Raw genomic sequence first — 26,774 nt, 5'->3', positions numbered from 1 at the left:
GTCTCGTCCTCACCCCGGGGCACCGCCCGCTGTGCGTCGATGTTGTGGCTACTTCGCCCGCGTCAGGTCGTAGAACGTCGTGCCGTCGACCGTCACCGACTCGAAGTTCTCCTGGACCCAGGAGCTGATCTGCGAGGAGGTGCCGTTGGCCCGGCCGCCCATGCCCATGCCGCCGCCGGAACCGCCGGCGATGAAGTAGTGGATCTTTTCTTCCTCCACGTACTTCTTGAACTCCGCGAGGGTGGGGGACGGGTCGGTGCCGTTGAAGCCGCCGATGGCCATGACGGGTTCACCGGTGGAGAGCTGGTAGCTCGCCGCGTTCTGGGCGCCGATCGCGGCGGCCGCCCAGGTGTAGTCCCCGGCGTTCCTCTCCAGCAGTTCCTTGACCTCGTCGCTGACGCTGGCGCCGTTGAGCAGGCCGCCCATGCCGCCGACGCGCCCGCCGCCGTTACCGGTGTGGCCGTTGCCCTGCCCCTGCTGGCCCCGCTGGCCGTTCGGGACGCCGCCGAAGCCGCCGGTCGGAGGCTGGCCCATCTGACCGTTGCCGTGCTGGCCGTTGCCCATCTGACCGTTGCCCATCTGGCCGTTGCCGTTCTGGCCCTGCTGGCCCGGCATACCGCCGCCACCGGGACCACCGGCACCAGCGGGACCGCCACCCATGCCACCGCCTCCGGGACCGCCGCCCCGGCCGCCCTGGACGGGCGGGCCGGCCGTGACGATCGAGCCGGTGTGGCCCTCGCCCAGCGTGGTGAGGGTGTACGCCGTCGGGCCGGCGAGCGCGGTGACGAAGCTCAGGCCCACCACGGCGAGCGCCAGTCGGCGCCCCAGCCTGGCCGTGAAGACCAGGCCGAGCGCGGCGAACAGACCGCCGACCAGCACGACCCACTTCAGCCAGGGGAGGTAGTCGGAGGAGCGGTTGAGGAGGGCGTACCCCCAGACCGCGGTGACCGTCATCGTGGCGGCCAGGGTGAGCGACGCCCACACCTCGGCGCGCCGCTCCCAGAGCAGGGCCGCGCCCATGCCGGTCAGCGGCGCGACGTAGGGGGCGAGGGCCACGGTGTAGTACTCGTGGAAGATGCCCTGCATGAAGCTGAACACCACCATGGTGATCAGCAGCGAGCCGCCCCAGAGGAGGAACGCGGCGCGGGTACCGTCGGTGCGCCGCAGCTTCCGCATGGCCCAGATCGCCGCGCCGAGCAGGATCAGCGCGGCGGGGATCAGCCAGGAGATCTGGCCGCCGATGTTCGAGCCGAACATCCGGTCCCAGCCGGTCTCGCCCCAGTTGCCGCCGCCGTTGCCGCCGCCCCCGCCGCCGACGCTGCCGGTCTCCTCGCCGTTGATGCGGCCGAGGCCGTTGTAGCCGAAGGTCAGCTCCAGGAAGGAGTTGTTCTGCGAGCCGCCGATGTACGGGCGGGACGACGCCGGCCACAGCTCGACGATCGCGACCCACCAGCCGCCGGAGACGACCATCGCGAGCCCGGCGAGCAGCACCTGGCCGACGCGCTTCTTCCAGGTACCGGGGGCGAAGACGACGTACACGAGTGCGAGCACCGGCAGGATAAGGAACGCCTGGAGGGTCTTCACCAGGAAGGCGAGGCCGATCGCGGCACCCGCCCAGACCAGCCACTTCGTCTGCGCCTTCTCCATCGCGCGGAGGGTGCAGTACACCGCGGCGGCCATCAGCAACGCGAGGGCGGCGTCCGGGTTGTTGAAGCGGAACATCAGCGCGGCGACGGGCGTGAACGCGAACACCGCCATGGTGAGGAAGCCGGCCGTGGCGTCGAAACGGCGGCGTACGGCCGCCCACAGCACTCCGGCGGTGGCCATGGCCATCAGGACCTGCGGGAACAGGATCGCGAAGGAGTTCAGGCCCAGCAGCCGTACCGACAGGGCCATCGGCCACAGTGACGCCGGGGGCTTGTCGACGGTGATGGCGTTGGCCGAGTCCAGCGACCCGAAGAAGAGGGCCTTCCAGGACTGGCTGCCCGCCTGCACGGCCGCCGAGTAGAAGGAGTTGGCGTACCCGGAGGCGGTGAGGTTCCAGGTGTAGAGGCCGCCGACGAGCAGCAGGGCGAGGAGGAAACCGGGGCGCACCCAGCGGTTGTCCTCCGGGCGCCCGCGCCACATCCGCCGGCCGAGGGGCTGCCGGGGCTCACCCGCGCCGCCGGGGGCCGTGGGCGGGCCGGCCGCGTCCGCGACCGCCGCGTCCTGGACGGCTGTTCCCGTCGTGGGCGGCCCCCAGCCGGGGTCGGCGGGGCTGGGGTCCCCCTGTTGCGTCGTCGTGCCGGAGTGCGTGGTCATCGTGTGTTCCTCGAATCCTGGTCGTGCGGGCGCACCGGCCGCATCCGCATGGTCGCGTCCCCCCGGCCGCGGTCCGCGCCGTCAACGACGCTGAACGGGCTCGTGTGGGCCGGGGTCGGGCGATGGGCCGTCGTCGGGAGGTGGGCCGGGGTCGGGCGATGGGCCGTCGTCGGGAGGTGGGCCGGGGTCGGGCGATGGGCCGTCGGCTGGGGCCGGTCCTGCGGGGCGTAGGGGCCGGGCTGCCCCGGTCGGTCGGGGAAGACCCAGGCGCGGAAGAGCAGGAACCGCAGCACCGTGGCCGCGAGGTTGGCGGCGATGAGGACGGCCAGCTCCGTGGAGTGCGCGGGGTCGTCGGCCGCCGCGTTCAGGGCGGCGAGCGAGCCGCTGGTGAGGGCGAGGCCGACGCCGAACACCACCAGGCCCTGCGCCTGGTGCTTGACGGCCCCGCCCCGCCCCCGGACGCCGAACGTGAGGCGCCGGTTGGCCGCCGTGTTGGCGATCGCCGAGACGAGCAGGGCGAGCGCGTTGGCGGTCTGCGACCCCGCCAACGTGCGGAAGCCGCTGTAGAGCAGCAGGTAGAAGAGGGTGGACAGACCGCCGACGACGCAGAAGCCGAGGAGCTGGCGGGCGAGGCCGCGCGGTACGTCCTCGATCTCCCGGTCGCGGGGGTCGTCCCCGAAGGGGCGGGCGAGCCGGTCGAGGGCGATCGACCCGGTGGCCAGGGCCCTGCCGACGCGCCACACGCCCTTGAGGTCGTCGGTGGCCGTCCTCACGATGTGGACGGTCGAGTCGGGGTCGTCGACCCAGTCGACCGGCACCTCGTGGATCCTGAGCCCGGCCCGCTCGGCGAGCACCAGCATCTCGGTGTCGAAGAACCACCCGGTGTCCTCGACGAGCGGCAGCAGCGCCTGCGCCACGTCCCGCCGTATCGCCTTGAACCCGCACTGCGCGTCCGAGAAGCGGGCCTGGAGCGAGCCGCGCAGGATCAGGTTGTACGCGCGGCTGATGAGCTCCCGCTTGGGGCCGCGCACCACCCGCGAGGAACGCGCGAGCCGGGAGCCGATCGCGAGGTCCGAGTGACCGGAGATCAGCGGGGCCACCAGCGGCAGCAGGGCGTTCAGGTCGGTCGACAGGTCCACGTCCATATAGGCGAGGACCGGGGCGTCGGAGGCGGACCAGACGGCGCGCAGGGCCAGCCCGCGCCCCTTCTGCTCCAGCCGGAACGCCCTGACCTCCGGGAGCTCCGCCTCCAGCCGCGCCGCCACCAGGGGGGTGGAGTCCGTGGACGCGTTGTCCGCGATGGTGATGCGGAACGCGTAGGGGAAGGTCCGCGCGAGGTGCTCGTGCAGTCCGCGCACGCACGGCTGGAGGTCCTTCTCCTCGTTGTGGACGGGGATCACTACGTCCAGGACAGGCGTACCGGCGTCTGTGGCCGGGAGGTGCTCCCGCGCCGGCAGGGTGCCGGGAGAAGAGTCGGTTCGCATGCCCCGTACATTCGCGACCCGCTCTGTTATGCCCGTGTGGTGACGCTGTGCTGTGCCTGTGAGTCGGGCCGCGGGTGCGCGGCGGCGTCGAGGAGGGGCCCGGGGTGGCCGCCGAGGACGGGCAGGCGCACGGTGAACACGGTCCTGCCGGGCACGCTGTCGACGGTCACGGCACCGCCGTGCGCGTCGGCCACGGCCTGCACGATGGCGAGCCCGAGGCCGGTCGAGCCGGACACCCTGGACCGCGAGGAGTCCCCGCGCGCGAACCGTTCGAAGACATGCGGCAGCAACTCCTCGGGGATGCCCTGCCCGTCGTCCTCGATGTCCACGCACATCCACCGCCCGCGCCGCTGCACACGCGCGGTGACCGTGGTCCCGGGCGGTGTGTGCGTACGGGCGTTCGCCAGCAGGTTGACGAGGACCTGTTGGAGCCGTGCCGCGTCCGCCGACACCAGCGCCGGCACGTCGGGCAGATCGAGCCGCCAGTTGTGACTCCGCCCGGCCGCCCGCGCGTCGCTGACGGTGTCGACGACGAGGGGGATCAGATCGGTCCGCTCGAACCGCAACGGCCGCCCGGCGTCGAGCCGCGCCAGCAGCAGCAGATCCTCGACGAGCAGCGTCATCCGCCCGGACTCGGACTCGATGCGGCCGAGCGCGTGCCGGGTGTCGGGCCCGATCTCCTCCCGGCCCCGGCGGGTGAGTTCGGCGTAGCCCCGGATGGACGCGAGCGGAGTCCGCAGCTCGTGACTGGCGTCCGCCACGAACTGCCGTACGCGCGTCTCGCTCTCCTGCCGCGCGTGCAGGGCGCCGTGGATGTGGTCGAGCATCCGGTTGAGGGCGGCCCCGACCTGTCCGACCTCGGTGTGCGGGTCGGTCTCGGACTCGGGCACGCGTTCGTTGAGGGTGACCTCGCCGGTGTGCAGGGGCAGTTCGGAGACGCGGGTCGCGGTGGCCGCCACCTTCCGCAGGGGCCGCAGGGCCACTCCGACCAGCGCGGACCCGGCGATCCCGGCGGCGACGAGCCCGGCGCCGGTGACGCTGAGCTCCACGACGACGAGGGTGTTGAGGGTGCTGGTGACCGCGGCGGTCGGCAGGGCGACGTAGAAGTTGCCCCGGCCCCCTTCGTCGTACTGCACCCGGTACTCCCCGAGCCCGGGGATGTCGACATCGTGGGTGCCGGTCTTCGGCACCTTGCCGAGGACGGCGGTCTGTGCGTCGTCGAGGGGCTTGGGCGCCATGCCCTCGAAGACCTCGCTGTCGGACTTCTTCTCCTTGGCGACCACCGCACGGGTGATCTCGCCGCTGGTGCTGCTGACCTGTGCGACGACGGTGTTCGCCTCGGTGCCGCCGTTGGTGACCAACCCGAACAGCCCGTCCGGCGGGCGCCCGCCGCCCATGGCGTCGCCGTCCGGCCTCACGGGGCCCCCGGCGGCACGCCGGGCGATCTCCTTGACCTGGCTGTTCAGCTGCTCGTCCAGGTGCCGGCCGAACGCGATCGTGGTGACGGTCCCGATCACCGCGCACACCACCGCGATCAGCGCCACCGCGGAGACGACGAGCCGCGTACGCAGTGTGCGCGGCCGCCGCTTCCCTCGTCCCGGCCCGAGCTGCGACCACCACCGTGTACGCGTCCGTCGTCGCCCGCTCATGACGCGGCGGGCTTGATCAGGTAACCGGCTCCCCGCCGCGTGTGGATCATCGGCTCGCGCCCGGCGTCGATCTTCCGCCGCAGATACGAGATGTACAGCTCGACCACGTTCGCCTGGCCGCCGAAGTCGTACGACCACACGCGGTCGAGGATCTGCGCCTTGCTGAGCACCCGCCGCGGGTTCCGCATCAGGAACCGCAGCAACTCGAACTCGGTGGCGGTGAGGTGGATGTCGACCCCGCCGCGCGACACCTCGTGGCTGTCCTCGTCGAGCAGGAGGTCACCGACGACGAGCACCGACTCGGAGCGCCGGTCGGCGGCGCCGGAGCGCCGGATGAGGCCCCGCAGCCGGGCGACGACCTCCTCCAGGCTGAACGGCTTGGTCACGTAGTCGTCGCCGCCGGCGGTGAGCCCCGCGATCCGGTCCTCGACCGCGTCCTTCGCGGTCAGGAAGAGCACCGGCACGTCCGGCAGCTCACGCCGCAGCCGCCCGAGAACGGTGAGCCCGTCCATGTCGGGGAGCATCATGTCCAGGACTACGGCGTCGGGCCGGAAGTCTCGCGCGGTCTGGAGGGCCCCCGTGCCGTCCCCCGCACTCCGGATCTGCCATCCCTCGTAGCGCAGGGCCATGGACAGCAGCTCGGTGATCGACAGTTCGTCGTCCACCACAAGCACTCGGACGGGGCTCCCGTCCGGCCTCAGCAGTTCGGTGCGCCCCTGGGGCGAGGTCGTGGTCATGCTGGACACCTTGTCGGGGTCCTCTGAGAACACCCTTTCTGGAATCTGTGATTTTCCTGAGAAACACACAGGCGCCTCTCAGGGAGTCCCTAGGAAGATCCCCGCCGTCCGGGACACACCTCCTCCGACCAGGCATTTCCTGCCCACCGCAGGGTTTTCTCCTGCGCGCCTCACCGCGATCCCACAGCCTCCCACCCCACAGGAAACGGGACGCGCGCCCCCACCCCTGCCCCGTCCTTGTGCAAGCGCGTTCATGCTTCGCTCCCCCTCCCCGAACCGCCTGCCGAGCCGTTCTCCTCGGGACCCGTCCTCGCCGCCTCCTTCACGAACCCGTGGCTGCGCTCGACCTTGGCGACGTGCAGGGTGTAGCTCTCGTACCACTCGGCGCGTCCCCGCTTCTGGGCCGACCGGTGCTCCGCGTCGCTGCGCCACCGCGCCAGGGCGTCGGCGTCCCGGAAGTACCCCACGGTGATGGCGAGTCCGCCGGGTGTCCGGGCATGGTCCATTCCCAGGTATCCCGGCACCTCCTTCACCAGCTCCTCCATCCGCTCGGCCGTCTCCCCGTACCCGCTCTGGTCCTCGGTCCGCGTGGAGGTGAACACCACGGCGTAGTACGGCGGTTCGAAGGCCGGGACAGGTGCTATCCGCTGATCGCTCATGTCGCCACTGTCGCGCCGGCCGTCGGCCGCCGTCCAGCACCTTTCCGAACGGGATCCGAAGGGGATCGAAGTCTTTACCCAAGGGAGCCGCGGAAGCGTCACCCAAGGGAGCGGCGGAAGCCTCACCCAAGGGAACGTCAAATGCCCCGCCCGAGGGAACGTCAGCAGCCTCCCCAAGGGAACGTCAGAAGTCTCCCCGTCTCAGAACAACCCGTCCTGCACTCCTCCCCCTGCCCCTCCCCCTCGCTCCTTCGCCTCCCTGACCGGCACGGTGACCGCGTCACGCGCGGTCCCGCCGGCAGGAGCGGTCAACTCCCACCCGGTCATGAGCCGTGTGTCCAGGACGACGACACCCCGCCCGGTGGCCAGATGCAGATCGGGCCCGGCGACGGCGAGCACCTCACCCCCGACGACCCCACCGGCGACCAACTCGCTCACCACCCCGTCGGCGGCCGGCAGCCCGCCCAGCCCGAACACCTCGAAGTGATCGACCGCCTGGAACGCCACCGGTTCCAGGGACTCCGGCCACCCCGGCAGGGCGAGGGCCCGCCCGTGCACCGCCGCCAACTCCCCACCGCGCTCCTCCCTTTCCGGTAGAGCGGCTCGCAGCATCCGCTTCTCGGCGTACGGAATCCGGTCCGGCACCTTCAACGCGGCCCGCAGCACCTCCTCGGTCCGCCGGGCGGCCATCAGCGGCCCCCGCCCGAGCCACGCGAAGCACACCGCCCCCTGCTCCAGCAGCCGCGCCGGCCCCCGCTCGACGGCAGTGATCCCGACCTTCACCAGGCCGGGCCCGAACCACGCGAGGTACACGTGGTACGGCCGCGGGTCATCGGCGATGGCGTCGGCCGCCACGGAGTGCGCCCGGTCCAGCCGCGCGCACTCGTCGCACCGCGCCCCGGTGCTCCGCCCCGGCACCCCGGCCCGCACCGGGCAGGCATGCCCCCGGGCCCCGACGCATGTCCGTACGCCCCCGTCCGCGACCCCGAAAACCACCGCCTTCCCCCGAGGCAGGGGACTCCTCCGCCCGCCTTCCCACACCAGACAGGGCTCGGCGCCGCCCCACCGCAGCCCGGTACATCTCCACGCGTGTGCCATCCCTCACGACAGTAGGGGGCACCACTGACAATCCGCCCGCCCATGCGACCGACCTGCGGAAACGGCGAGGCCCCAGGGCAACCCCGGGCGAGGCCAGGCCAGGCCAGGCCAGGCCAGGCCAGGCCACTCGCAACCCGTCACTGTCAGGTCCGGTCACGAACCGCTGCTCTCCGGCCTGGCGGTGTGGGCGGGGTGGCCGACCGTGCGGCGGGCCTCTTTCATCTCCGCCTCGTAGAGATGGTCCCGCCCGTCGGCCAGCTCACCCACGGCACTCTTCTCCAGCGCCTTGAACGGCTCGTAGTAGGTGTCGTTGTAGGCCTCGACGATCTGGAACGTCCAGTGCCCGGGGATGACATTGCGCCCGAGGATCTCCGTCCGCACCCGCTCGGCCCACTCCGGATGCCCGGCTTCCCGCAGCAGGCGCACTGCCCGGTCGAGTTCGAGATCGGCACCACCGGTCAGCTGGTGGAAGTCGTAGAGGCGGCCGCGGGCCCGCTCGGTCATCTCCAGCGCCTTGGAGAGCGCTCCGAGCGCCTCCACCGTCGTATCGCTGAGACCCTGGGGCCGCTGGTGAGCACGGTCGGGGCCGTCGTACTGAGCATTCATGATTCCCGAAGTGCCCGTTTTCTCCGGTCGGCATTCGGCCGAGATCGTGTGTGTCAGGGTCCTCACGCGGTACTCGTGCCACTGCCATGCAGACGTTCCTGCCCTACCCCGACTTCCGGGCGTCGGCGCTCGCCCTGGACCGCCGCCGCCTCGGCAAACAGCGGGTCGAGGCGTTGCAGGTACTGCGCGGCCTCGTCGTACCGGGCTACGGCTGGCGCCACCATCCGGCGGTACGGATGTGGGCCGGGTACGAGGAAGCGCTCGTCCGCTACGGCCTGGACGTCTGCGCGGTGTGGCGCGAACAGGGCCACCAGGACAGCTGCGCGGCCACTCTCGTGGCCGACCTCCTCGCGTTCCGCCCCGGGGCCCAGGTCCGCCACCAGCGCCCCCTGGAGAAGGCGGGCGAGCTACCCCCCTGGCTGGGCGACGCATCGTTCCACCGCAGCCACCGCTCAGCCCTCCTACGCAAGGACCCCACCACCTACACCCCCCTCTTCCCCGACACCCCGGACGACCTCCCTTACATCTGGCCCACCTCAGACAGAACGACGACGCCGATCCCCGGACCGTGAGGCGGCCGGCGTACATGCAAGCACCTCACAGGTGCTGCTTGGCTGCTCTGACGAGTCGGCTGATGTCGTCACGGGTCCGCACCCTGGCGTCGTCGAGTCTCGTTCTGCCGTCCGCCTTGGACAGCGCGGACGTCTGTGAGTACGTCCTCCGCGGCCCGGCTCAGCGTCTCGTCATCGGTGAGCATCTGCACCGGGAACAGTGCCTCTTGGGCGTTGGAGCGTCGCGGAACCAGAGGTGAACAAGGCAACGGCGGTAGTGACTGCGGAGGAGAGCACGGCCTGGGTGAAGATCCCCAAGCTGCTGCACTTCGCTGCCGCAGGGCACGACAAAGCCCCCTCCGGGATGATCCCGAGGGGGCTTTGACCTGTGTGCACTCGGCAGGATTCGAACCTGCAACCTTCTGATCCGTAGTCAGATGCTCTATCCGTTAAGCTACGAGTGCTTGTTCTGTTTTCTCGCCGGTCCCGGTCCTTTCGGCCCGCTCTCGGCGACAGGAAGAACATTACATGACTGCCGTCGCCATGTGAAATCCGTTTGCCGCACCCCTTGTGACCTGCGGAAATGCTCTGGCGGGCGCTCCCGGGAACGACGAAGCCCCGGTCGCGTGGACCGGGGCTTCGGTGATCAAGCGCGGAGGCGGAGGGATTTGAACCCTCGATGGGCTTTAAGGCCCAAACCGCATTAGCAGTGCGGCGCCATAGACCGGACTAGGCGACGCCTCCAGCACAACCGCCCGCGCGAGCGCGAGTGGTGCGTGCAGATGATGTCACAGCCGAGTGGGCTGTCACCAATCGCCTCCCACGGTACTAGGCGGAGAGGCCGCAGGGCAAAGCCGTATGCCACGTCGCGGCGGGTCGGAGGGCATTCGGGAACGGTTCGTCAGGGGCGCCCCGGATCGGCCGCCACGGATGGACCAGATCGGTTGCAGCGGGCAGGCCGGACGCTCGCGCCGCGAGCGCCGGAAGCGCCGGAAGCGCCGGGGGTCGGGCACCGGGGAGCGCCGGGAGTCGGGCGCCGGGGAGGGCCGGATCGGTGCGGTCACCCCAGCACCCCCTCCGCCCGCCTCTCCCTCTCCCCTCGCACCGCCCCCCCTCCGCAACCATGGGACCCACCCGGCGTTAGTCAGGTCATGTTGCAGAGCCCTCCCCCCACACCTCCGCACACGCCCTCGACCGCCGTCCCCGGCGACACGACTTCCGGCCGCACAGCTCGCCGGTTCCTGCTCGGTGCCGCCGCCTCCCTCGCCGCGGCCGCCGCCGGGGCGTTCTCGCCCGCCGCCGCTCCGGTCGCGTACGCAGCCGACGGGTTGCCCCGTGTCGGTGACGTGCTCCCCAGGACGTCATTGCCCGTCCCCCTCGCCGAGCCGCAGGACCGGCTGGTCGTCACCGTCCGGGGTGCCGGTGGCCGGGTCGACGGACGGTTCGAGCTGCGCTGCCATCCTCAAGGGGGCAGTCATCCGCACGCCCGGGACGCCTGCGGGCAGCTCGACCGGCGGACCACCTGGGGCAAGGACCCCTTCGCCCCCGTCCAGCCCGGCACCGTGTGCACGATGCTCTACGGCGGACCGGCCACCGCCCATGTCACCGGGACCTGGGCCGGCCGCCAGGTCGACGCCCGCTTCGACCGCGGCAACGGCTGCGAGATCGCCCGCTGGGACGCGCTCGTACCCGTACTCCCCGACCTCCGTCAGTAACGCCACCGGTTCCACCCGATCACCGGCCCGCCCCCGCCTCAGCCGCCCACCCGGTCACCCGGTCACCCGGTCAACCGGTCAACCGATCAACCGGTCAACCGGTCACCGGCTCACTCGCTCCGCGATCACGGCACCTCCCGCCCGCTCCGCGATCACGGCCCCATCCGCCCTCCCCCCGTTCACGGCACACCCCCGTCCCCGCCTCCGCGCGCCCCCTCCCAACCCCCTCCCCCGATAACTCCCACGGCATATGCCCATAAGCCGAGTGGGGGCCGTAGGTGCCGTACATATGTGCCGCGAGGCGGGTCGTTCGGCAAAACGCACGGTCACGGCTTCTCCGTATGTTCGGTGTGCGACCTCCCTCTCATCCGGCGTCGCGAGCGCAACCTCTGCCCGTAGACTCCCTCGCGTGACACGTTGCGGGCCGGTTGGCAAGATGGCCCAGGCGGTCGGCAAGATGCGGTAACAGGGAGGAAGCGTCTCGTGAGCAGCAGGCCATCCCGAGGCGCTGCTCGCCTCGCAGCCATACTGGACGCGCTGCCCGACGCGTTGGTGCTGGTCAACGCCAATGGGACCGTCGTCAACGCGAACACCATCGCCCTGGAGACCTTCGAGACCCCGGGTACCGCCCTCGTGGGGCGCGGGCTGCTGGACCTCCTGCCCGAGTTCGACTCCCGGCTCATCCCGGGCTCGATGCGCCGGCCCGACACCATGGACCCGACCGGGCGGACGAAGCCGACCCGCATGATCGCCCGCCGGACCGACGGCAGCGAGTTCCCGGTCGAGGTCACAAGCGCGAATCTGGAGAACGGACAGCAGGCGTACGACGGTTACGGCTACGCCAATGACGAGCTGCTCATGCTGGTCGTGCGGGACCTCTCCGGCACCGTCGACACCGAGGCCGAACTCGCACGTTCGCAACGGCAGACCGAGATGATCCTGCGGGCCGTGGCCGAGGGCGTCGTCGGGACGGACACCGACGGGCGGATCGTCCTCGTGAACCCGGCCGCCGCCCAGATACTGGGTTACCGGGCCAGCGATCTCGGCGGGCGCGAGCTGCACACGCTCGTCCTGCATTCCCGGGAGGACGGCTCCCCCTTCCCGTACGGCGAGTCGCCGCTCGCCGACACCCTGCGGTCCGGGCGCAAGCACCGGGTGCGCGGCCAGGTGCTGTGGTCCAAGAGCGGCGACAAGGTGTCGGTCGACCTGACGACCGCGCCGGTGCGGGACGGGGACCAGCTCGTCGGGGCCGTGATGACGTTCACCGACCGGCGGCCGTACGACCAGCTCGCCGAGGAGAAGAACGCCGAGGCGGAGCGGCACGCGGAGGAGCTGAGGCAGCTCACCGAGGAGCACGCCGAGGAACTGGAGGGCGTGCGGGAGAAGCACACCTCCGAACTCACCGAGCTGCGTGAGAAGCACGCCGAGGAGATCGCCGCCGGTGACGAGCGGTACGCCGCCCTCGGCGAGCGGGAGAAGGACCGCTACGAGGCGCTGGCCGCGCGGCACGAGCAGTTGCTCGCCGTGCTGGGCACCTCCCTGCGCGGCCCGCTCGACCAGCTCCGCAGCGAACTGGGCACCCTCGCCGCCGACGACGCCGGGCAGCTGTGGCCCGAGGCCAACCAGGTGCTGCACCATCTCACCGCCGGCTACTCGCGGATCACGACCCTGATCGACAACGTCCTCGGGTACCAGCGGATCGACGCGGGTGAGGACGGCCTCGTCCGTACGACGGTCATGCTCGACGCGGTCGTGGCCGCCGGTGTCGACGGGGCCGTGGAACTGGTCGGGCCGGGGCGGGTGCAGTTCGCCGTGCACGCGCCGCCCATCGAGGCCGAGGTCGACCAGACCCGGCTCGCGACCGCCCTCGCGCACCTCATCGCGGACGTCGCCGGCGTCGACGCGACCGGCAACGCGCCCATGTCCACCGGCGGCTACATGGACAACACCGTCGTCGTCGCGGCGGCGCAGCGCGGCGAGGTCGTACGGATCGAGGTCCGTGGGCCCTACGCCGGGGGAGACCCGGTGCACCAGCCGATCGTCCAGGGCATCGTGCGCGCGCACGGCGGCGTGCTGCAGACGCACGAGGTGCCCGGGATGAGCGGCAGCGCGTACGTACTGGAGGTGCCGCTCGGGGGCGGCGCCGGGACGGTTCCCGTCCAGGCCCCGGTCGTGGCCGTCGACGAGCCGGAGCCGTCCTCAGCCTTGCCCCCCGAGTCGGCTCCCGACGCCGGTGCCATGGCCGCCGGTGCCGAGGTGGCGCTGCCCGAGCAGGCCGCCGGTGGGTCCGGTGGAGCCGGTGGTGGGCGGCGCCGGGCCCGGCGGTCGTCCGTGGACGCGTTCCTGGAGGGCGACGAGACCCCCGAGGCGGAGGCCGCTTCCGCCGCGCCTCCCACCGGGCGGCGCCGGCGCAGGGCCGAGGACGCCGAGGGCGGTACCGCCGCCGAGGCGCCCCTTCCCGCGCAGGGTGGCGCCGACGAGGCCGAGGGCACCGGACGGCGGCGCGGCCGGGCGGCCGCGGCCGACGGCGCCGGAGAGTCCGTCGCCGCCGAGGGCGCCGTCGTCACGGCGGCCGAGCATGCCGCCGGGACCGCTGCCACCGCCACCGGGCTCGGCGGGACCGTGCCGCCGCAGGGCGTCCCCGCGCCCAGCGGACGACGGGCGCGCCGCGAGCCCGCCGCCGCTCAGAACGCGTTGCCGCCCGCGCTGCCCGCCGGCCCGGCCACGACCCCCTCTCCCGACGCCGTGACCGGCGGCGCCGGTACCGGCTCCGGCTCCGGTGACACGGCTGGAGGCCAGCCCACCGGGCGCCGTCGCCGTGCCCTGGCCAAGGCGGAGGAGCGTGCCGCCGCCGAGCCCTCCGGGCGCGCCGTCTTCGCGCTGCCGCCGGCCGAGGCCGACCGCGGGCCCGAGTACGACCAGAACGCCGGACTCGGTCCCGTGCCCGTACCTGTGCCGGGGGCACAGGGCGGGCCCGGCACCTCGGGTGCACAGGGGGTGCCGGGTGCGCAGGGTGTGCCGGGTGCACCGGGTGCGTCCGCCGGGGCCGTGGCCATGCCTCCGGTGCCCGCGCAGGGTTCGCAGGGCGCCCACGGGACGGAGGCGTACGACGGTGAGGGGGGCCAGGGGGCCGCTGTGGCCGGGGGGATGGTGCCCGCCGGTGCGGCCCAGCCCGCAGGAGGAGTCGTAGTCCCGGGTGGGGTCGTACCGCCTGGTGGGGTCGTGCCGTCTGGTGGGGTCGTGCCACCCGGGCAGCCGACTCCCGGTGTGGGGCCGGTGCCCGGTGCGGGGCCCGTGGCCGCCGGGCAGCCGATTCCCGGTGCCGCGCCCGTGCCGACCGGGGGGATGGTGCCCGCCGGGGCCCCGGTTCCCGCCGCCGGGCTCGGCCAGCCCGTGGCCCAGGCGCAGCCTCAGGGTCAGGTCCAGGCACCGGGTGACGCTGCCCACCTCCAACCCCAACCCCAGCCGCAGCCACAGGTCCAAGGTCAGACGCAGGCTCAGCCGCAGGTGCAGGTGCGGGCCGCCGGAGTGCCCGGTGTCGCCGCCGCCGCGCAGGGCGCCGTACCGGTTGGCGATGCCGCGCAGGCGCCCGGGGGTGGCCAGGCGGTCGCCGCCGGGCAGGTGCCGGGCGCTCCCGCCGGTGGTGTGGACGACGGGCGTCATGACGCCGCGCTGCGCAACCCGGCGGACGACCACACCCCGCCGCAGCCGCACCCGCTGCCCGCGCCGACCGGCCGCCGCCGAGCCGTCCGCCCCGCCGCACAGCAGGGTGACGCCGGGGTCCAGGTCGCCCCCGGCCAGCCGGTGCCCGCGCAGGTTCCGCCCGGTCAGGCCGTTCAGGGCATCCCTCCGCAGATGGTGCCGGGCCAGCCGGTGCCCGCGCAGGGCGACCCGGCGGCACAGGCCGTCCCCGGACAGGGCGTCCCCGGACAGGTTGTCCCCGGGCAACCCGTCCCCGCGCAGGGCGCCCCCGCCGCTCAGCCGGTACCCGCCCAGGGTGTTCCCATGGCGCCCGCCCCCGCGCAGGAGGCGGCTACCGGTCAGCCCATCCCCGCCCAGGGGCTTCCGGGTGCCCCCCAGCCCGTGCCCGCCCAGGGTGCTCCCCCCGGGGTCGCCGCCCAGTCGGTACCCGGCACCGTACAGTCGCCCCAGGGTGTCGCCGGTCCCGCCCAGCCGGTACCCGGTCAGGCCGCGGCCCCCGGTCAGCCGGTCGGCGTTCCGGCCCAGGCACAGGCACAGGTCCAAGCCCAGGCCCAGGCCCAGGCCCCGGCCCCCGGTCAGCCCGTCGCCGTTCCTGTCGCGGGTGCGTACCCCGTGCCCGCCCAGGGAGGTGCCGGCGGCGCCGAGCAGGCCGTCGCCGTATCGCCCCAGGGTGCCCCGCAGCAGGGTCCGGCCCAGGTGGCGGCCGCCCCCGGTCAGACCGTGCCCGCGCAGGGTGCCGCACCGGGTGCTCAGGGCGCCCCCCAGCCGGTGCCCGCCCAGGGCGTGCCCGGCGGCGGTCAGCCCATCCCCGCTCAGGCCGCGGCTCCGCAGACGACGCCGCAGGCTCAGCCGCAGCCCCAGTCCTGGCCCGACCCCGGGCACGAGACCTCCGCCGCGGGCGTCCCCGTGGCAGGCGCCCCCGGGACGGCTGCGCAGGCGCCGCTGCCTGCGCAGTCGACGCCGTCGTCGGGGACTCCCCTGCCGCCTGAGCGTGCCGTGCAGCAGCAGCCGCGTGCCGCGCAGCCGCTGCCCGCCGAGGCGGCTCCGGTCACCGGGCCCGTCGCGTCGCTCGACCCCAACTCGACGCAGGGCCGGGCGATCAGCGTGCGGACGCTGGGCCAGGGCGTTCCCTTCGCCCGTCAGGGCCAGCCCCCGACACAGGGCCAGCCCCAGCCGGGGTCCACCCCGGCCCCGAACCAGCCCGGCGGTTCCGGTCGGCGCCGCAAGCTCGGTACGCCGCCCGAGCCCGCCGGTGACCGCGCCGAGTCGGCCGCGCGCCCCCACCCGCAGCCCGGTCAAGCCAAGGGCAACGGCAGCGGCAATGGCAGCGGGCAGATCCCGCTCCCCGCTCAGACCGGCCAGCAGCCGTCACTCGCGGGACAGGTTCCGCTGCCGCCCCAGCCCTCGCTCGCCGGGCAGGTCCCCCTGCCTCCCCAGCCCTCCCTGGCCGGGCAGTCCCGGCTGGTGGGCAACACCGACGGCGCCGGGCGGTCGTACGCCATAGGGGCCCCGGACGAGAACGCGGACGAAGGTCCCGAGCCGCTGGACGGTCCCGGCGGTGCGGTGGAGGTCCCCGACCGGCCCCAGCCGCAGCCGCTGGACGACGAGTTGCCGCCGGAGCCGCTGGACAACCCGCGCCGGCTGCTCGTGTGGCCCGCTCCGGACGTGCCCACCCACCAGGCGCTCAGCGAGCGCGGCTACCGGCCCGTCATCGTGAACTCGCGTGAGGACGTCGACGCGCAGATCGCCGCCTATCCGGCCGCCCTCTTCGTCGACCCGCTCACCGGTCCCATCACGCGGACGGCCCTTCAGTCGCTGCGTCAGGCCGCGGTCGCCGCCGAGGTGCCCGTGCTCGTCACGGCGGGGCTCGGCCAGGCGACGCGTGACGCGGCGTACGGGGCCGACCCGGCCGTCCTGCTGAAGGCGCTGGCGCCGCGTGACTCCGAGCAGCATCCGCCGCGTGTCCTGCTGATCGAGGAGCACGCGGAGATCGCGCTCGCCCTGACCGCCACGCTGGAACGGCGTGGCATGCAGGTCGCACGGGCGGCCTCCGACACGGACGCCGTCACCCTCGCCGCGCAGATGCGGCCCAACCTCGTGGTGATGGATCTGCTCCAGGTCCACCGCCACCAGGCCGGGATCATCGACTGGCTGCGGACGAACGGGCAGTTGAACCGCACCCCGCTCGTCGTCTACACCGCCGCCGTCGACCAGGCCGAACTCCCGCGTCTGGCCTCGGGGGAGACCGTCCTGTTCCTCGCCGAACGCTCGACGAGCCCCGACGTCCAGACCCGCATCGTGGACCTCCTGGCCCGCATCGGCACGAACTGAGTGGACCGAGGCCGTCGGCAACGCCACTTGGGGCACTGTTTCACGTGAAACAGTGCCCCAAGTGGTTCCAGGCTGCTCCGGCTTGTTCCAAGCTGCCCCAAGCCGTTCAGGCCGGCCGGCCGGACGGCCTGAACGTCCTCAGATCTGCGTCACGTCCAGTTGCCCCTCCGCGTACTGCCTGCGGATCACCTTCTTGTCGAACTTGCCGACGCTCGTCTTCGGCACGGACTCGATGATCGTCCAGCGCTCCGGCAGCTGCCACTTGGCGATGTGGCCCTCCTCCGCGAGGAACGACCGCAGCGCCGCGAAGTCCGTGCTCGCGCCTTCCTTCAGCACGACGGTCGCCAGCGGACGCTCGCCCCACTTCTCGTCCGGCACGGCGACGACGGCGGCCTCGGCGACGTCCGGGTGGGCCATGAGGGCGTTCTCCAGCTCGACCGAGGAGATCCACTCGCCGCCGGACTTGATGACGTCCTTGGCGCGGTCGGTGAGGGTGAGGAAGCCGTCCGGGCTGATCGTGCCGACGTCGCCCGTCTTCAGCCAGCCGTCCTCGCTGAACTTGTCCTCAGGCCGCAGATGCTCGCCGTCCTGGCCGCCGTAGTACGCGCCCGCGATCCAGGGGCCCCGGACCTCCAGCTCGCCGGCGGACTCGCCGTCCCAGGGGAGCCGCTCACCGCCGGGACCCGTGAGGCGGGCCTCGACGGAGGCGGGGAAGCGGCCCTGGGTGAGCCGGTACGCGAACTCCTCCTCCGAGCCGGCCTCCACATGGGCCGGCGGCCGGGCGATCGTGCCCAGCGGGGACGTCTCCGTCATGCCCCAGGCGTGGCAGACACGCATACCGAGCTTGTCGAACGCCTCCATCAGGGAGGGCGGGCAGGCGGAGCCGCCGATGGTGACCTGGGTGAGGGAGGAGACCTCCCGCGGGCGGGCGTTCAGCTCGGCCAGCAGGCCCTGCCAGATGGTGGGGACGGCGGCGGCGTGGGTCGGCTTCTGCGTCTCGATCATCTCGGCGAGCGGGGCGGGCTGCAGGAACCGGTCCGGCATCAGCATGTTGACACCGGTCATGAACGTCGCGTGCGGCAGGCCCCAGGCGTTCACATGGAACTGCGGGACGACGACGAGCGAGAGGTCCGCGTCCGTCAGGCCCATCGACTGGGCCATGTTGACCTGCATGGAGTGCAGATAGATCGAGCGGTGGGAGTAGACGACACCCTTGGGGTCGCCGGTGGTGCCCGAGGTGTAGCACATGGCGGCGGCGGAGCGCTCGTCCAGCTCCGGCCAGTCGTACGTGGTCGGCTTGCCGGCGATCAGGTCCTCGTACTCGTGCACCTGGACGCTCGCTCCGGCGAGCAGCGACCGGTCGCCGGGGCCGGACACGACGACGTGCTCCACCGGCTTGAGGTGCGGGAGGAGCGGCGCGAGGAGGGGGAGCAGCGAGCCGTTGGCGATGATCACCCGGTCGGCGGCGTGGTTGACGATCCAGGCGAGCTGCTCGGGAGGCAGACGCAGGTTCAGGGTGTGGAGGACGGCTCCCATGGAGGGGATCGCGAAGTACGCCTCGACATGCTCGGCGTTGTTCCACATGAGGGTCGCGACGCGCTCGTCGCCCTCGACGCCGAGGTCCTCGCGCAGAGCGTGAGCCAGCTGCGCGGTGCGGGCGCCGATCTCGGCGTAGGAGCGGCGGTGGGGCTCCCCCTCGCCGGTCCAGGTGATCACCTGCGACGTCCCGTGGATGACCTGCCCATGGGCCAGGATCCTGGAGATCAACAGCGGTACGTCCTGCATGGTGCTCAGCACGGCGTCCTCCCGGGGCGGCTCTGCCTACGCGGTGGTAACGGTTGCGCTGATTCTGCTCACATACCGCGCGGTATGTCACTAGGTGCCGGGATGATCGATCAGAGAGTGTTATCCGGGGCGGCTCGATCGCAGCCGCATGTCAGGCGAACGACCGGGTCAGCGGACGGGTTTCAGTTCCGGGTCCTCACGCAGTTTGGCGAGCGCCCGCGAGACCGCCGACTTCACCGTGCCGACCGAGACTCCGAGGACCTCGGCCGTCTGCACCTCGCTGAGGTCCTCGTAATACCTGAGGACCACCATCGCCCGCTGGCGTGCCGGCAGCTTCATGATCGCCCGCCACATCGCGTCGTGCAGCGCCTGCTGTTCGGCCGGATCCACGGTGTGGACGCCGTCCGGCTCGGGCAGCTCGTCGCACGCGAACTCGTCCACCTTGCGCTTGCGCCACTGGGACGTCCGCGTGTTCAGCAGCGCCCGCCGTACGTACCCGTCGAGCGCCCGGTGGTCCTCGATCCGCTCCCAGGCGACGTACGTCTTGGCCAGCGCGGTCTGCAGCAGGTCCTCGGCGTCGCTCGGGTTCGCCGTCAGCGACCGGGCGGTCCGCAGCAGCAGCGGCTGGCGCGCCTTCACGTACGCCGAGAACGACGGGTACGACAGGGTCACCAGGGGCGGATTCGGCACGGGCCGCGTCGCCGGTGCAGCGGCGTTCGAAGCGCTGGTGCAGACGAGTGTGGTCATGGCTCCACGCTAGGAGCGGGCCCGGCCCGGCGGATCGGCCGCAGGTCCCGAAGACGAATCCCCCTCAGGTTGTAGGAGTGGGGCAGAGCTCACCTACTGGAGGTGGATGAGCAGCCCCCATCCACTGAGGGTGGATCCCTGAGGACCGCCTGCGCGGGGGGCACGGGGTCTCACCCGTCCGCGCCCAGCACCAGGCCCGAGGTCGGTACGCCGGTGCCCGCGGTGACCAGGACGTGTTCCGTGCCGGTGATCTGGTTGACCGCGGTGCCGCGCAGTTGCCGTACCGCCTCCGCGATGCCGTTCATACCGTGCAGATACGCCTCTCCGAGCTGGCCTCCGTGCGTGTTCAGCGGCAGTCGTTCCTCCGCGACGAAAGCGGCCGCCTCCCCTGGCGCGCAGAACCCGAACTCCTCCAACTGCATCAGCACGAACGGCGTGAAGTGGTCGTAGAGGATGCCGACGTCGATGCCGTCCGGCCCGAGCCCGGAGGTCCGCCACAGCTGGCGGGCGACGACCCCCATCTCGGGCAGCCCCGTCAGATCGGCGCCGTAGAAGCTCGTCATCTGCTCCTGGGCCCGGCCGGCGCCCTGGGCGGCGGCGACGATCACCGCGGGCGGCTTCGGCAGGTCGCGCGCCCGTTCCACCGACGTGACGACGAGGGCCTGGCCGCCGTCCGTCTCCTGGCAGCAGTCCAGCAGCCGCAGCGGCTCGACGATCCAGCGCGAGGCCGCGTGCTCGGCGAGCGTGATGGGGCGCCCGTGGAAGTACGCGGCCGGGTTCGTCGCCGCGTACTTGCGGTCGACCACCGCGACGTGCCCGAACGCCTCCGGGGTCAGCCCGTACGTGTGGAGGTACCGCTGCGCCGCCATCGCCACCCACGACGCGGGCGTGAGCAGCCCGAACGGCAGCGTCCAGCCGAGCGCCACCCCCTCCGCCGACGGCTCCCGGTGCCGCACGCCCGCCCCGAACCGCCGCCCCGAACGCTCGTTGAACGCCCGGTAGCAGACCACGACCTCGGCCACGCCCGTCGCGACGGCCAGCGCCGCCTGCTGCACCGTCGCGCACGCCGCCCCTCCGCCGTAGTGGACGCGGGAGAAGAAGGACAGCTCCCCGATGCCGGCGGCCTGCGCGACCGTGATCTCCGGGCTCGTGTCCATCGTGAACGTCACCATCCCGTCCACGTCCGCCGGCGCGAGCCCCGCGTCGTCCAGCGCGGCCCGCACCGCCTCCACGGCCAGCCGCAGCTCACTGCGCCCCGAGTCCTTGGAGAAGTCGGTCGCCCCTATCCCGACGACGGCGGCCCGCCCGCCGAGCCGGTCCCTGGTCCGCACGCTCATACGACGCCCTCCACCGGACCGGTCGCGGCGGCGCCGGTCCTGGCCGCGCGGGTCCTGGCCGCAGCGGAGTCGGCCCCACCGGCTGCCGGGGCGGTGACGGTGACGGTGACCGTCCCCGTGACATGACGGCCGATGCCGTTGTCCCCCACGATCTTCACGGTCGCCGTGTCCCCGTCGATCTCCTCGACCGTCCCGGACAACACCATCGTGTCGCCGGGGTAGTTGGGCGCGCCGAGCCGGATCGCGACCTTGCGGAGCACGGCACGCGGGCCGAAGAAGTCGGTGACATACCGTCCGACCAGCCCGTTCGTCGTCAGGATGTTCATGAAGACGTCGGGCGAGCCGCGCCGCCGCGCCAGCTCCGGATCGTGGTGCACGTCCTGGTAGTCGCGCGAGGCGATGGCCCCGGCGACCACGAGGGTCCGTGTGATCGGGATCCGCAACGGGGGGAGTCCGTCCCCGGCCCTCATGCGCGCACCCCCTCCTCCGCGCGGAACACGGGCAACTCCAACTCCTCGTCGTAGCGCACGAAGGCGAGCCGGACGGGCATACCGATCCGCACCTTGTCGTACGGCACCCCGATGACGTTGCTGACCATCCGCACGCCCTCCGCGAGCTCGATCAGCCCGACGGCGTACGGGGGATCGAAGGCCGGGAAGGGCGGGTGGTGCATGACGACGTACGAGTGGACGGTGCCCTCACCGCTCGCCTCGACGGTGTCCCACTCGGGCGAGCCGCACGCGTTGCACCCCGGCAGCCAGGGGAAACGGAGCGTGGCACACCCGGCGCAGCGCTGGATGAGGAGCCGCTGGTGCGCGACGCCCTCCCAGAAGCCGGCGTTGTCACGATTGACGACGGGGCGGGGACGCCGCCGCTCCCGGTCCGGGGTCGTGCTCGAGTTCGGGGCTGGGTTCGGGGTCGAGGTCGGGGTCGAGGCCGGGTTTGAGTTGACCCTTGGGTTCGGTGGTGACGGGTCGGGGACCGCGGCCTTCGGCGCGTACTTGAGGATCCGGAAGCGATGGGTACCGACGAGTTCGTCGCCGACGCGGACGTCCATGCGGGTGGTGACGAAGTAGCCGGTGCCGAGCCTCGTGGTCTTCCGGTCCGACACCGACTCGATGACCGCGTCGAAGCCGATCTCGTCCCCGGGGCGCAGCGCCTTCAGATACTCCTGCTCGCAGTCGGTGGCGACGACGGAGGTGTACCCGGCGCCGTCGAGGAGGGCGAGGAGTTCGTCGTACGCCGGCGAGCGCGTCTCGTGTCCGCTCAGCCCGCCCATGGTCCACACCTGGAGCATGGTGGGCGGCGCGACCGCGTCGGGGCCGGTGTAGGCGGGGTTGGTGTCGCCCATGGCCTCGCACCAGTGCCGGATCATGGGCGAGTTGACGGGGTCCTTGCCGAGGCCACCGCGTACGGCGGGGCGCCCCTCGTAGTCCTTGCGTCGTACGGACAGATCCTCGACGACCACGCCGCGGCCCCCTCCGGAGGTTTTCTGACTATCCGTCAGATTGAAGGGAGGGGCGGGGGAGCTGTCAATACGGCAGGGAACTGTCAGTTCGGCAGAGGAACCGCCCACACGCCTGTGCGGCGGTACCGAAGCACCGCCGCACAGGCGCACCGCACCCCACGAACATGTCCCACACCCCAGGGACGGGCCCCGGGAGCCGTACCTGACTCCCGGATCCGCCACCCCCCCTTCGCTCACCAGATGTTGGTGAAGGACAGGACCGCGTTGTCCTGGTCGATGGCCGTGAAGCCGGAGCCGTTGACCTGTGCCGTGTTGTTCTGGTTCGAGGCACCGGAGCCGACGGCCTGCTGCTGCGAGGTGGACGAGTTGCCGCTGTTGTCTCCGCCGACCCCGCTGCCGAGGATCCCGGCGTTGGCCGCGTTCGATCCGTTGTCCACGTCGACACCGCCAGCCTCGGCGACCCCACCGAAGAGGGCGGCGGCGAGGGGCAGGGCCGCGACGGCGGCCAGGACGCGGGCGGTACGGATGCTTGCCATGTAGGTCCTCCAGGACGTTCCCAAGTACGAGGCACGCCGGTGCGGTTGGCCGACCGCTCCGGTGCTGGTCATCGACGTCGCGCCACCAGAGTTGCCCACCGAATCCCTGGCGGACCACCCCGGAAGCCGCGATTCCCCCTCAAGCGTGAGAACTTGTCGATAAACCCCTTTGGATCAAGGGACCCCCAGCTCAGCGTGGGCGTGACCCACCGGACCGGGCTCAGATCAAGCGGGACAAGGGTCGAGGCGTTCCGGGGGGAGGCCGACCTGCCTCCGAAGAGACGGCGGAACACCGAAAGGCCAACCCGAACCCTCTTCCTTTTATCGAACACGCGTACGAACATAGAGACATGGCCACCACGGACCGGCAGGCCACCACCCTGGCCCTGGCACACGCGCTCTCCGCCGCCGAACGCGGACTGGCGGTGATCCCCCTGTCCCGCTCGAAACTCCCGGCCCTGCGCTCACCGCACAGGGACGACCCGGCCCCCACCCCCTGTCACGGCGAATGCGGCCGCTTCGGGCACGGCGTCTACGACGCGTCCACCGACCCCCGCCGCATCCGCGCGCTCTTCGCCGCCGCGCCCTGGGCGACCGGCTACGGCATCGCGTGCGGCCTGGACCCCCACCGCCTGATCGGCATCGACCTCGACACGAAATCCGGTACGGACTCCTCCGCGGCCCTCCGTGAACTGGGCCTCCGCCACCTCTTCACGATCCCGGACACGGTGGTGATCCTGACGCCCAGCGGAGGCCGTCACCTGTGGCTCACCGGCCCGCCCGACGTGGTGGTGCCGAACTCGGCGAGTCGTCTGGCCCCCGGCATCGACGTCCGCGGCGCCGGGGGGTACCTGGTCGGCCCCGGCTCCCGCACGGATCACGGCGTCTACGGCACGGCCCCCGGAACGGCCCACCTCCCGCCGGCCCCCTGCCCGCCCGCCCTGCTACGCCTGCTCCTGCCACCGCCCGGGTCCCGTCGGCGGTGGGGAGGCGCCGCCGGGGGAGCGGCGGGCGGAGGGCGAGACGCGGGCGGGGGGCGAGACCAGAACGGGTCTCAGACGCAAGGTCATGCCCACGGCCACGGCCAGGGTCATGGCCACGGTCAAGGTCATGGCCACGGCCAAGGTCATGGCTACGGCCAAGGTCATGGCTACGGCCAGGGCCAGGGCCACGGTCAGGACTACAGCCACGGTCTGGACTACAACCACGGCCAGGATCACGGCCAGGGGCTGATCCACTTCGTCCTCACCGCCCACGAAGGCCAGCGGAACACCCGCCTCTTCTGGGCCGCCTGCCGTGCATACGAGAACGGGCTGGGCCCAGACCTGGCCGACGCCCTCATCGAGGCCGCGATGCACACGGGCCTCCCCGAACGAGAGGCCCGCTCGACGGTGGCTTCGGCGGCACGGATGTCGAGGTGGCGGGGGTGAGGAGGGCTTCTCCTCTGGACCTCGGCGGAAACCGGCCCTCCGGCCGACCGCATCACACGGCATCGCACCGCATCGGCCCCGTATCGCTCCGCGTTACCGGGGAGGCGGCTCTTCTCGGCCGCCCGGGTCCATCTGGCCTGTCTGATCCGTGCCCAGCCGCTGCCTGAGCCGCTCCTGAGCGGCGTCGACGTGACCACTGTGCTTGCCCTGGGTCTTCTCGTCGACGAAGTCGCCGGCCCGGTCGACACCCTTGCCGGCCTGCTCCTCGTGGCCCTTCAGCATGTGCTTGAGCTTGTCCATCACGGACATGGCGGCTCCTTCCGCAGTTCGCCATCACCTCCAGAATCAGCGCCCGTCCCCCACCCCGCATCCGGAGACGAGGAAGGGGTGCCCCGCGATCCGAGGCACCCCTTCCACCCGGCGAATTCACCGGGACGCGCACGTACTCAATCGGTACCGCTGACGCCGGGCGCGATGAACCGCCGGTGCAGCGGGCTGAAAACGATCTCGGGCGCCCCCGTGAGCCCGGCCTTCTGGATCGCGGGCGCGAGCCGCTCGCCGTAGAACGTCTCGAACGCCTCCTGGGAGTCCCACACATCGGTCACGTGGAAGCCCTGGTCGTCGAACCAGGCCACATGCACCTGCCCACCGGCCGCGGGATCGTCCTCCCAACCGACCGCGTCCCGCACCGTGTCGTACTGCTCCGGCGTGACCCCCGCCCAGTGCATCGACAACACCACAGCCATGCCAGGCCCCCTTCGACTGATCCCTCGCCGATACCGGCACGGGGATCGTTCCAGCCGCCGGGTCCCGCCCGGCAGAGCGCGCGGACGCACAGCGGCAAGCACCCAAGCCCCCGTACGCTCGCCCGACGCGGCTGTGCGGGAACCCACGGGCTTGTGCCGTACGAGGGGGTCGCCCGACCCCCGAAGTGACGGAGTCGCACGGAGCTTCCGCGGGCTTCTCAGAGTGATCTGTGCCGACGGCCACAGCGGGCCGGAGACGTATAGGCGCATACTGAGCCATGACAAAGCCCGCGGCACCCAAGCGTCATTTGCCCACCAGCCCGTTCAAGGCCCCGGTCACACCGGCTCCCAAGTACTTCGCCCTGGGCGACCAGGTCACGCACGACGTGTACGGCCTGGGCCGGGTGGTCGGCATCGAGGACGGAATCGCGGCGCTCGTCGATTTCGGCTCGGAACAGGTGCGGATCTCGAGCCCGTACGCCAAGATGACCAAGCTGTAGCACCGCTGTGCCCGGTCACGGCACGCCAGGTCCCGTCAGGGACCTGTAACGAAAGGCAGACCTCTCATCGACCCGACGTCGCTGTTCTCCGCTCTGGAAGGGCAGCCCAGCCGTTCCAGCGCGGTTTCGCCGCCTCCGACGACCAACCCCTTCCGGGCCCCGGACTTCGGAGAGGACGAGCCCTACTGGCCCGAGGACGCGGAGGAACCGACTCCCGGCCCAGGTGCTCGGCACCGCAAGGCTGCGTAGCGCGCCCGCGCAGAACACGGCCCCTGACCACCTGACCGGCTCAGGGGCCGTTCTCCCGGTGATGCCGGTGATCCTGGTGATCCCGGTGATCCAGAAGCTCTCGTCCGAGCGCGGACCTAGCCGCTGACCACATCGGGCGCGGTGTCCTGCCCCCCGGAAAAGATCAACCAGGCGCCGCCGTGGATCGCTCCGAGCGACGCCAGTGCCAAGCCGTGGCGCAGCAACCTCATCCCGCCCTCCCAGTCACGGGGAGGGCCGAAGACCAGCAGGGTCGCGAGGGCGATGCCGCACACTACGCCGGCGAGACCGACTGAGCGCCGTAATGCAGAACTCATGAGTTCATGATCACCCGCACCGTCGGTCGTCCACCACCGAGTTCGCGGCGAGCGTCATGCGTCACGACCACCGCAGAGCCCTACGCCGAACCGGACCAGCCGTTCAGACCTCGTTGATGCGCCAGGCAACCATGCCTGTCGCACCTGCCTGCCCCTCGACGTCGATACGGATCGAGTCCTCGGCGACGAAGCGCTGGAACACCAAGGCCCCGTCGCAGGGCACCGCCTTCTCCGCAGCCGCGGTGGCCGGGGTGAAGACGATCTCCGCTTCCCCCTTCCCGGCACACACCACGGACACCTTGTACGTGGTGCCTTCGGCCAGGTCGGGCTGTGTATGGACTCCCTCGGAGACCCGTTCGACCCCGGACTCGACCATCGAACCACCCTGGTCCGTAACGGAGTCGAGGGCCGACTGAACCTCGTTCGTGAGCCTCTTCTCGGTCTCCGACTCGCTGCCGCGACGGGTGGACGTCGGTGAGGCAGCGGGTTCGGAAGCGGACTTGTCACCCGAACTACAGGACGTCAACAGGACGACCTGAACCAGCACACAACCGACGAGCCAAGCGGCTCGCGGTCTCACAAAGAGGTCTCCCAAAACTTCCATCCCGTCTCCTCGGACACGTCAACGGCCCCTGACCAGATGACCTGGTCAGGGGCCGTTCACCTACGCGGTGGGTGTGGGATTTGAACCCACGGTGACTCGCGCCACGACGGTTTTCAAGACCGTTCCCTTAGGCCGCTCGGGCAACCCACCCGTGCCCCGGTCCACCAGGGGCGGAGCGGGTACAGCGTACCGGCCCCGCGCGGT

22 protein-coding genes and 3 tRNA genes are annotated in these 26,774 nt (G+C 72.0%); 5 read left to right on the top strand and 20 right to left on the bottom strand.

The genetic code is table 11. The features are described 5' to 3' along the window. Positions 1-48 precede the first annotated feature (48 nt). The 7 genes from ACZ4Z2_RS09390 to ACZ4Z2_RS09360 form a co-directional block, all read right to left on the bottom strand. Positions 49-2,301 carry an ArnT family glycosyltransferase gene (locus tag ACZ4Z2_RS09390; RefSeq protein WP_468074015.1) on the bottom strand — a complete coding sequence of 751 codons (2,253 nt, stop codon included), beginning with the start codon at positions 2,299-2,301 and terminating at the stop codon, positions 49-51. Beyond that, positions 2,298-3,785, bottom strand: a complete 1,488-nt coding sequence (locus tag ACZ4Z2_RS09385) for a bifunctional glycosyltransferase family 2/GtrA family protein (protein WP_468074013.1) — start codon at positions 3,783-3,785, stop codon at positions 2,298-2,300. The genes ACZ4Z2_RS09390 and ACZ4Z2_RS09385 overlap by 4 nt, the downstream gene beginning before the upstream one ends. A 26-nt stretch (positions 3,786-3,811) precedes the next feature. Further along, on the bottom strand, positions 3,812-5,434 hold the full coding sequence (locus ACZ4Z2_RS09380) for a sensor histidine kinase (RefSeq protein ID WP_468074011.1): 1,623 nt from the start codon (positions 5,432-5,434) through the stop codon (positions 3,812-3,814). Continuing rightward, on the bottom strand, positions 5,431-6,171 hold the full coding sequence (locus ACZ4Z2_RS09375) for a response regulator transcription factor (protein ID WP_468074009.1): 741 nt from the start codon (positions 6,169-6,171) through the stop codon (positions 5,431-5,433). The genes ACZ4Z2_RS09380 and ACZ4Z2_RS09375 overlap by 4 nt, the downstream gene beginning before the upstream one ends. Positions 6,172-6,422: 251 nt before the next feature. Further along, on the bottom strand, positions 6,423-6,830 hold the full coding sequence (locus ACZ4Z2_RS09370) for an antibiotic biosynthesis monooxygenase family protein (RefSeq protein WP_468074007.1): 408 nt from the start codon (positions 6,828-6,830) through the stop codon (positions 6,423-6,425). Between the two features lie 201 nt (positions 6,831-7,031). Then, positions 7,032-7,928 carry a DUF2797 domain-containing protein gene (locus ACZ4Z2_RS09365; RefSeq protein ID WP_468074005.1) on the bottom strand — a complete coding sequence of 299 codons (897 nt, stop codon included), beginning with the start codon at positions 7,926-7,928 and terminating at the stop codon, positions 7,032-7,034. Positions 7,929-8,081: 153 nt separating this feature from the next. Next, the gene (locus ACZ4Z2_RS09360) at positions 8,082-8,534 is read right to left on the bottom strand and encodes a hypothetical protein (RefSeq protein ID WP_468074003.1); all 453 of its coding nucleotides are present in this window, start codon (positions 8,532-8,534) and stop codon (positions 8,082-8,084) included. Positions 8,535-8,620: 86 nt separating this feature from the next. On the opposite strand from ACZ4Z2_RS09360, the gene ACZ4Z2_RS09355 reads away from it, so the two are divergent. Further along, entirely contained in the window at positions 8,621-9,106 is a 486-nt protein-coding gene (locus ACZ4Z2_RS09355; RefSeq protein WP_468074002.1) for an MSMEG_6728 family protein, read from the top strand. Positions 9,107-9,476: 370 nt separating this feature from the next. Here the strand turns inward: ACZ4Z2_RS09355 and ACZ4Z2_RS09350 are convergent. Both ACZ4Z2_RS09350 and ACZ4Z2_RS09345 read right to left on the bottom strand, forming a co-directional pair. Continuing rightward, a tRNA-Arg gene (locus tag ACZ4Z2_RS09350) sits at positions 9,477-9,549 on the bottom strand. 189 nt (positions 9,550-9,738) lie between these two features. Continuing rightward, positions 9,739-9,829 (bottom strand) — tRNA-Ser (locus tag ACZ4Z2_RS09345). A 407-nt stretch (positions 9,830-10,236) separates the two neighbouring features. On the opposite strand from ACZ4Z2_RS09345, the gene ACZ4Z2_RS09340 reads away from it, so the two are divergent. Continuing rightward, the gene (locus ACZ4Z2_RS09340) at positions 10,237-10,800 is read left to right on the top strand and encodes an SSI family serine proteinase inhibitor (RefSeq protein WP_468074000.1); all 564 of its coding nucleotides are present in this window, start codon (positions 10,237-10,239) and stop codon (positions 10,798-10,800) included. Between the two features lie 483 nt (positions 10,801-11,283). Next, positions 11,284-16,833, top strand: coding sequence for a PAS domain-containing protein (locus ACZ4Z2_RS09335; protein ID WP_468073998.1), 5,550 nt, complete (start codon positions 11,284-11,286; stop codon positions 16,831-16,833). 138 nt (positions 16,834-16,971) lie between these two features. Here ACZ4Z2_RS09335 and ACZ4Z2_RS09330 read toward each other — a convergent pair whose 3' ends face one another. The 6 genes from ACZ4Z2_RS09330 to ACZ4Z2_RS09305 form a co-directional block, all read right to left on the bottom strand. Then, positions 16,972-18,630 (bottom strand): long-chain fatty acid--CoA ligase, encoded by a 1,659-nt coding sequence (locus ACZ4Z2_RS09330; protein ID WP_468073996.1) that lies wholly within the window; start codon positions 18,628-18,630, stop codon positions 16,972-16,974. A gap of 156 nt (positions 18,631-18,786) precedes the next feature. Further along, positions 18,787-19,365: a SigE family RNA polymerase sigma factor gene (locus ACZ4Z2_RS09325; RefSeq protein WP_468073994.1), complete on the bottom strand. Its 579-nt coding sequence runs from the start codon at positions 19,363-19,365 to the stop codon at positions 18,787-18,789. 170 nt (positions 19,366-19,535) lie between these two features. Next, positions 19,536-20,702: a lipid-transfer protein gene (locus ACZ4Z2_RS09320; RefSeq protein ID WP_468073992.1), complete on the bottom strand. Its 1,167-nt coding sequence runs from the start codon at positions 20,700-20,702 to the stop codon at positions 19,536-19,538. After that, positions 20,699-21,172: a hotdog family protein gene (locus ACZ4Z2_RS09315; protein ID WP_468073990.1), complete on the bottom strand. Its 474-nt coding sequence runs from the start codon at positions 21,170-21,172 to the stop codon at positions 20,699-20,701. The genes ACZ4Z2_RS09320 and ACZ4Z2_RS09315 overlap by 4 nt, the downstream gene beginning before the upstream one ends. Then, positions 21,169-22,170 carry a bifunctional MaoC family dehydratase N-terminal/OB-fold nucleic acid binding domain-containing protein gene (locus tag ACZ4Z2_RS09310; RefSeq protein ID WP_468073988.1) on the bottom strand — a complete coding sequence of 334 codons (1,002 nt, stop codon included), beginning with the start codon at positions 22,168-22,170 and terminating at the stop codon, positions 21,169-21,171. Before ACZ4Z2_RS09310 ends, ACZ4Z2_RS09315 begins: the two co-directional genes overlap by 4 nt. 233 nt (positions 22,171-22,403) lie before the next feature. After that, positions 22,404-22,706: a hypothetical protein gene (locus ACZ4Z2_RS09305; RefSeq protein ID WP_468073987.1), complete on the bottom strand. Its 303-nt coding sequence runs from the start codon at positions 22,704-22,706 to the stop codon at positions 22,404-22,406. A 350-nt stretch (positions 22,707-23,056) separates the two neighbouring features. On the opposite strand from ACZ4Z2_RS09305, the gene ACZ4Z2_RS09300 reads away from it, so the two are divergent. Then, positions 23,057-24,136: a bifunctional DNA primase/polymerase gene (locus tag ACZ4Z2_RS09300; RefSeq protein ID WP_468073985.1), complete on the top strand. Its 1,080-nt coding sequence runs from the start codon at positions 23,057-23,059 to the stop codon at positions 24,134-24,136. A gap of 93 nt (positions 24,137-24,229) precedes the next feature. On the opposite strand, the gene ACZ4Z2_RS09295 is transcribed toward ACZ4Z2_RS09300, so the two are convergent. Together ACZ4Z2_RS09295 and ACZ4Z2_RS09290 are read right to left on the bottom strand one after the other, a co-directional pair. Continuing rightward, positions 24,230-24,445 (bottom strand): antitoxin, encoded by a 216-nt coding sequence (locus tag ACZ4Z2_RS09295; RefSeq protein ID WP_468073983.1) that lies wholly within the window; start codon positions 24,443-24,445, stop codon positions 24,230-24,232. A 137-nt stretch (positions 24,446-24,582) separates the two neighbouring features. After that, positions 24,583-24,882, bottom strand: coding sequence for a hypothetical protein (locus tag ACZ4Z2_RS09290; RefSeq protein WP_468073982.1), 300 nt, complete (start codon positions 24,880-24,882; stop codon positions 24,583-24,585). A gap of 278 nt (positions 24,883-25,160) precedes the next feature. On the opposite strand from ACZ4Z2_RS09290, the gene ACZ4Z2_RS09285 reads away from it, so the two are divergent. Continuing rightward, positions 25,161-25,382: a hypothetical protein gene (locus tag ACZ4Z2_RS09285; protein WP_468073980.1), complete on the top strand. Its 222-nt coding sequence runs from the start codon at positions 25,161-25,163 to the stop codon at positions 25,380-25,382. Positions 25,383-25,747: 365 nt separating this feature from the next. Here the strand turns inward: ACZ4Z2_RS09285 and ACZ4Z2_RS09280 are convergent, their stop codons facing one another. The 3 genes from ACZ4Z2_RS09280 to ACZ4Z2_RS09270 all read right to left on the bottom strand — a co-directional run bounded on the left by ACZ4Z2_RS09280 (position 25,748) and on the right by ACZ4Z2_RS09270 (position 26,720). Further along, positions 25,748-25,966 carry a hypothetical protein gene (locus tag ACZ4Z2_RS09280; RefSeq protein ID WP_468073978.1) on the bottom strand — a complete coding sequence of 73 codons (219 nt, stop codon included), beginning with the start codon at positions 25,964-25,966 and terminating at the stop codon, positions 25,748-25,750. Positions 25,967-26,069: 103 nt separating this feature from the next. After that, positions 26,070-26,342, bottom strand: coding sequence for a hypothetical protein (locus ACZ4Z2_RS09275; RefSeq protein ID WP_468073977.1), 273 nt, complete (start codon positions 26,340-26,342; stop codon positions 26,070-26,072). A 293-nt stretch (positions 26,343-26,635) separates the two neighbouring features. Next, positions 26,636-26,720 (bottom strand) — tRNA-Ser (locus tag ACZ4Z2_RS09270). Between the last annotated feature and the right edge of the window lie 54 nt (positions 26,721-26,774).

It is taken from the genome of Streptomyces sp. NPDC030183 (assembly GCF_055573455.1).
Note: the sequence above shows the minus strand (reverse complement) of the source record. Positions and strands in the feature narration are given on the sequence as shown.

Excerpts from the sequence above, each read along its gene's own strand:
- ACZ4Z2_RS09390 (WP_468074015.1), bottom strand. The coding sequence starts at position 2,301 with ATGACCACGCACTCCGGCACGACGACGCAACAGGGGGACCCCAGCCCC.
- ACZ4Z2_RS09355 (WP_468074002.1), top strand. The coding sequence starts at position 8,621 with ATGCAGACGTTCCTGCCCTACCCCGACTTCCGGGCGTCGGCGCTCGCC.
- ACZ4Z2_RS09280 (WP_468073978.1), bottom strand. The coding sequence starts at position 25,966 with ATGAGTTCTGCATTACGGCGCTCAGTCGGTCTCGCCGGCGTAGTGTGC.
- ACZ4Z2_RS09370 (WP_468074007.1), bottom strand. The coding sequence starts at position 6,830 with ATGAGCGATCAGCGGATAGCACCTGTCCCGGCCTTCGAACCGCCGTAC.
- ACZ4Z2_RS09285 (WP_468073980.1), top strand. The coding sequence starts at position 25,161 with ATGACAAAGCCCGCGGCACCCAAGCGTCATTTGCCCACCAGCCCGTTC.
- ACZ4Z2_RS09320 (WP_468073992.1), bottom strand. The coding sequence starts at position 20,702 with ATGAGCGTGCGGACCAGGGACCGGCTCGGCGGGCGGGCCGCCGTCGTC.
- ACZ4Z2_RS09300 (WP_468073985.1), top strand. The coding sequence starts at position 23,057 with ATGGCCACCACGGACCGGCAGGCCACCACCCTGGCCCTGGCACACGCG.
- ACZ4Z2_RS09290 (WP_468073982.1), bottom strand. The coding sequence starts at position 24,882 with ATGGCTGTGGTGTTGTCGATGCACTGGGCGGGGGTCACGCCGGAGCAG.
- ACZ4Z2_RS09305 (WP_468073987.1), bottom strand. The coding sequence starts at position 22,706 with ATGGCAAGCATCCGTACCGCCCGCGTCCTGGCCGCCGTCGCGGCCCTG.
- ACZ4Z2_RS09325 (WP_468073994.1), bottom strand. The coding sequence starts at position 19,365 with ATGACCACACTCGTCTGCACCAGCGCTTCGAACGCCGCTGCACCGGCG.
- ACZ4Z2_RS09385 (WP_468074013.1), bottom strand. The coding sequence starts at position 3,785 with ATGCGAACCGACTCTTCTCCCGGCACCCTGCCGGCGCGGGAGCACCTC.
- ACZ4Z2_RS09365 (WP_468074005.1), bottom strand. The coding sequence starts at position 7,928 with ATGGCACACGCGTGGAGATGTACCGGGCTGCGGTGGGGCGGCGCCGAG.
- ACZ4Z2_RS09360 (WP_468074003.1), bottom strand. The coding sequence starts at position 8,534 with ATGAATGCTCAGTACGACGGCCCCGACCGTGCTCACCAGCGGCCCCAG.
- ACZ4Z2_RS09340 (WP_468074000.1), top strand. The coding sequence starts at position 10,237 with ATGTTGCAGAGCCCTCCCCCCACACCTCCGCACACGCCCTCGACCGCC.
- ACZ4Z2_RS09380 (WP_468074011.1), bottom strand. The coding sequence starts at position 5,434 with ATGAGCGGGCGACGACGGACGCGTACACGGTGGTGGTCGCAGCTCGGG.
- ACZ4Z2_RS09295 (WP_468073983.1), bottom strand. The coding sequence starts at position 24,445 with ATGTCCGTGATGGACAAGCTCAAGCACATGCTGAAGGGCCACGAGGAG.
- ACZ4Z2_RS09315 (WP_468073990.1), bottom strand. The coding sequence starts at position 21,172 with ATGAGGGCCGGGGACGGACTCCCCCCGTTGCGGATCCCGATCACACGG.
- ACZ4Z2_RS09275 (WP_468073977.1), bottom strand. The coding sequence starts at position 26,342 with ATGGTCGAGTCCGGGGTCGAACGGGTCTCCGAGGGAGTCCATACACAG.
- ACZ4Z2_RS09375 (WP_468074009.1), bottom strand. The coding sequence starts at position 6,171 with ATGACCACGACCTCGCCCCAGGGGCGCACCGAACTGCTGAGGCCGGAC.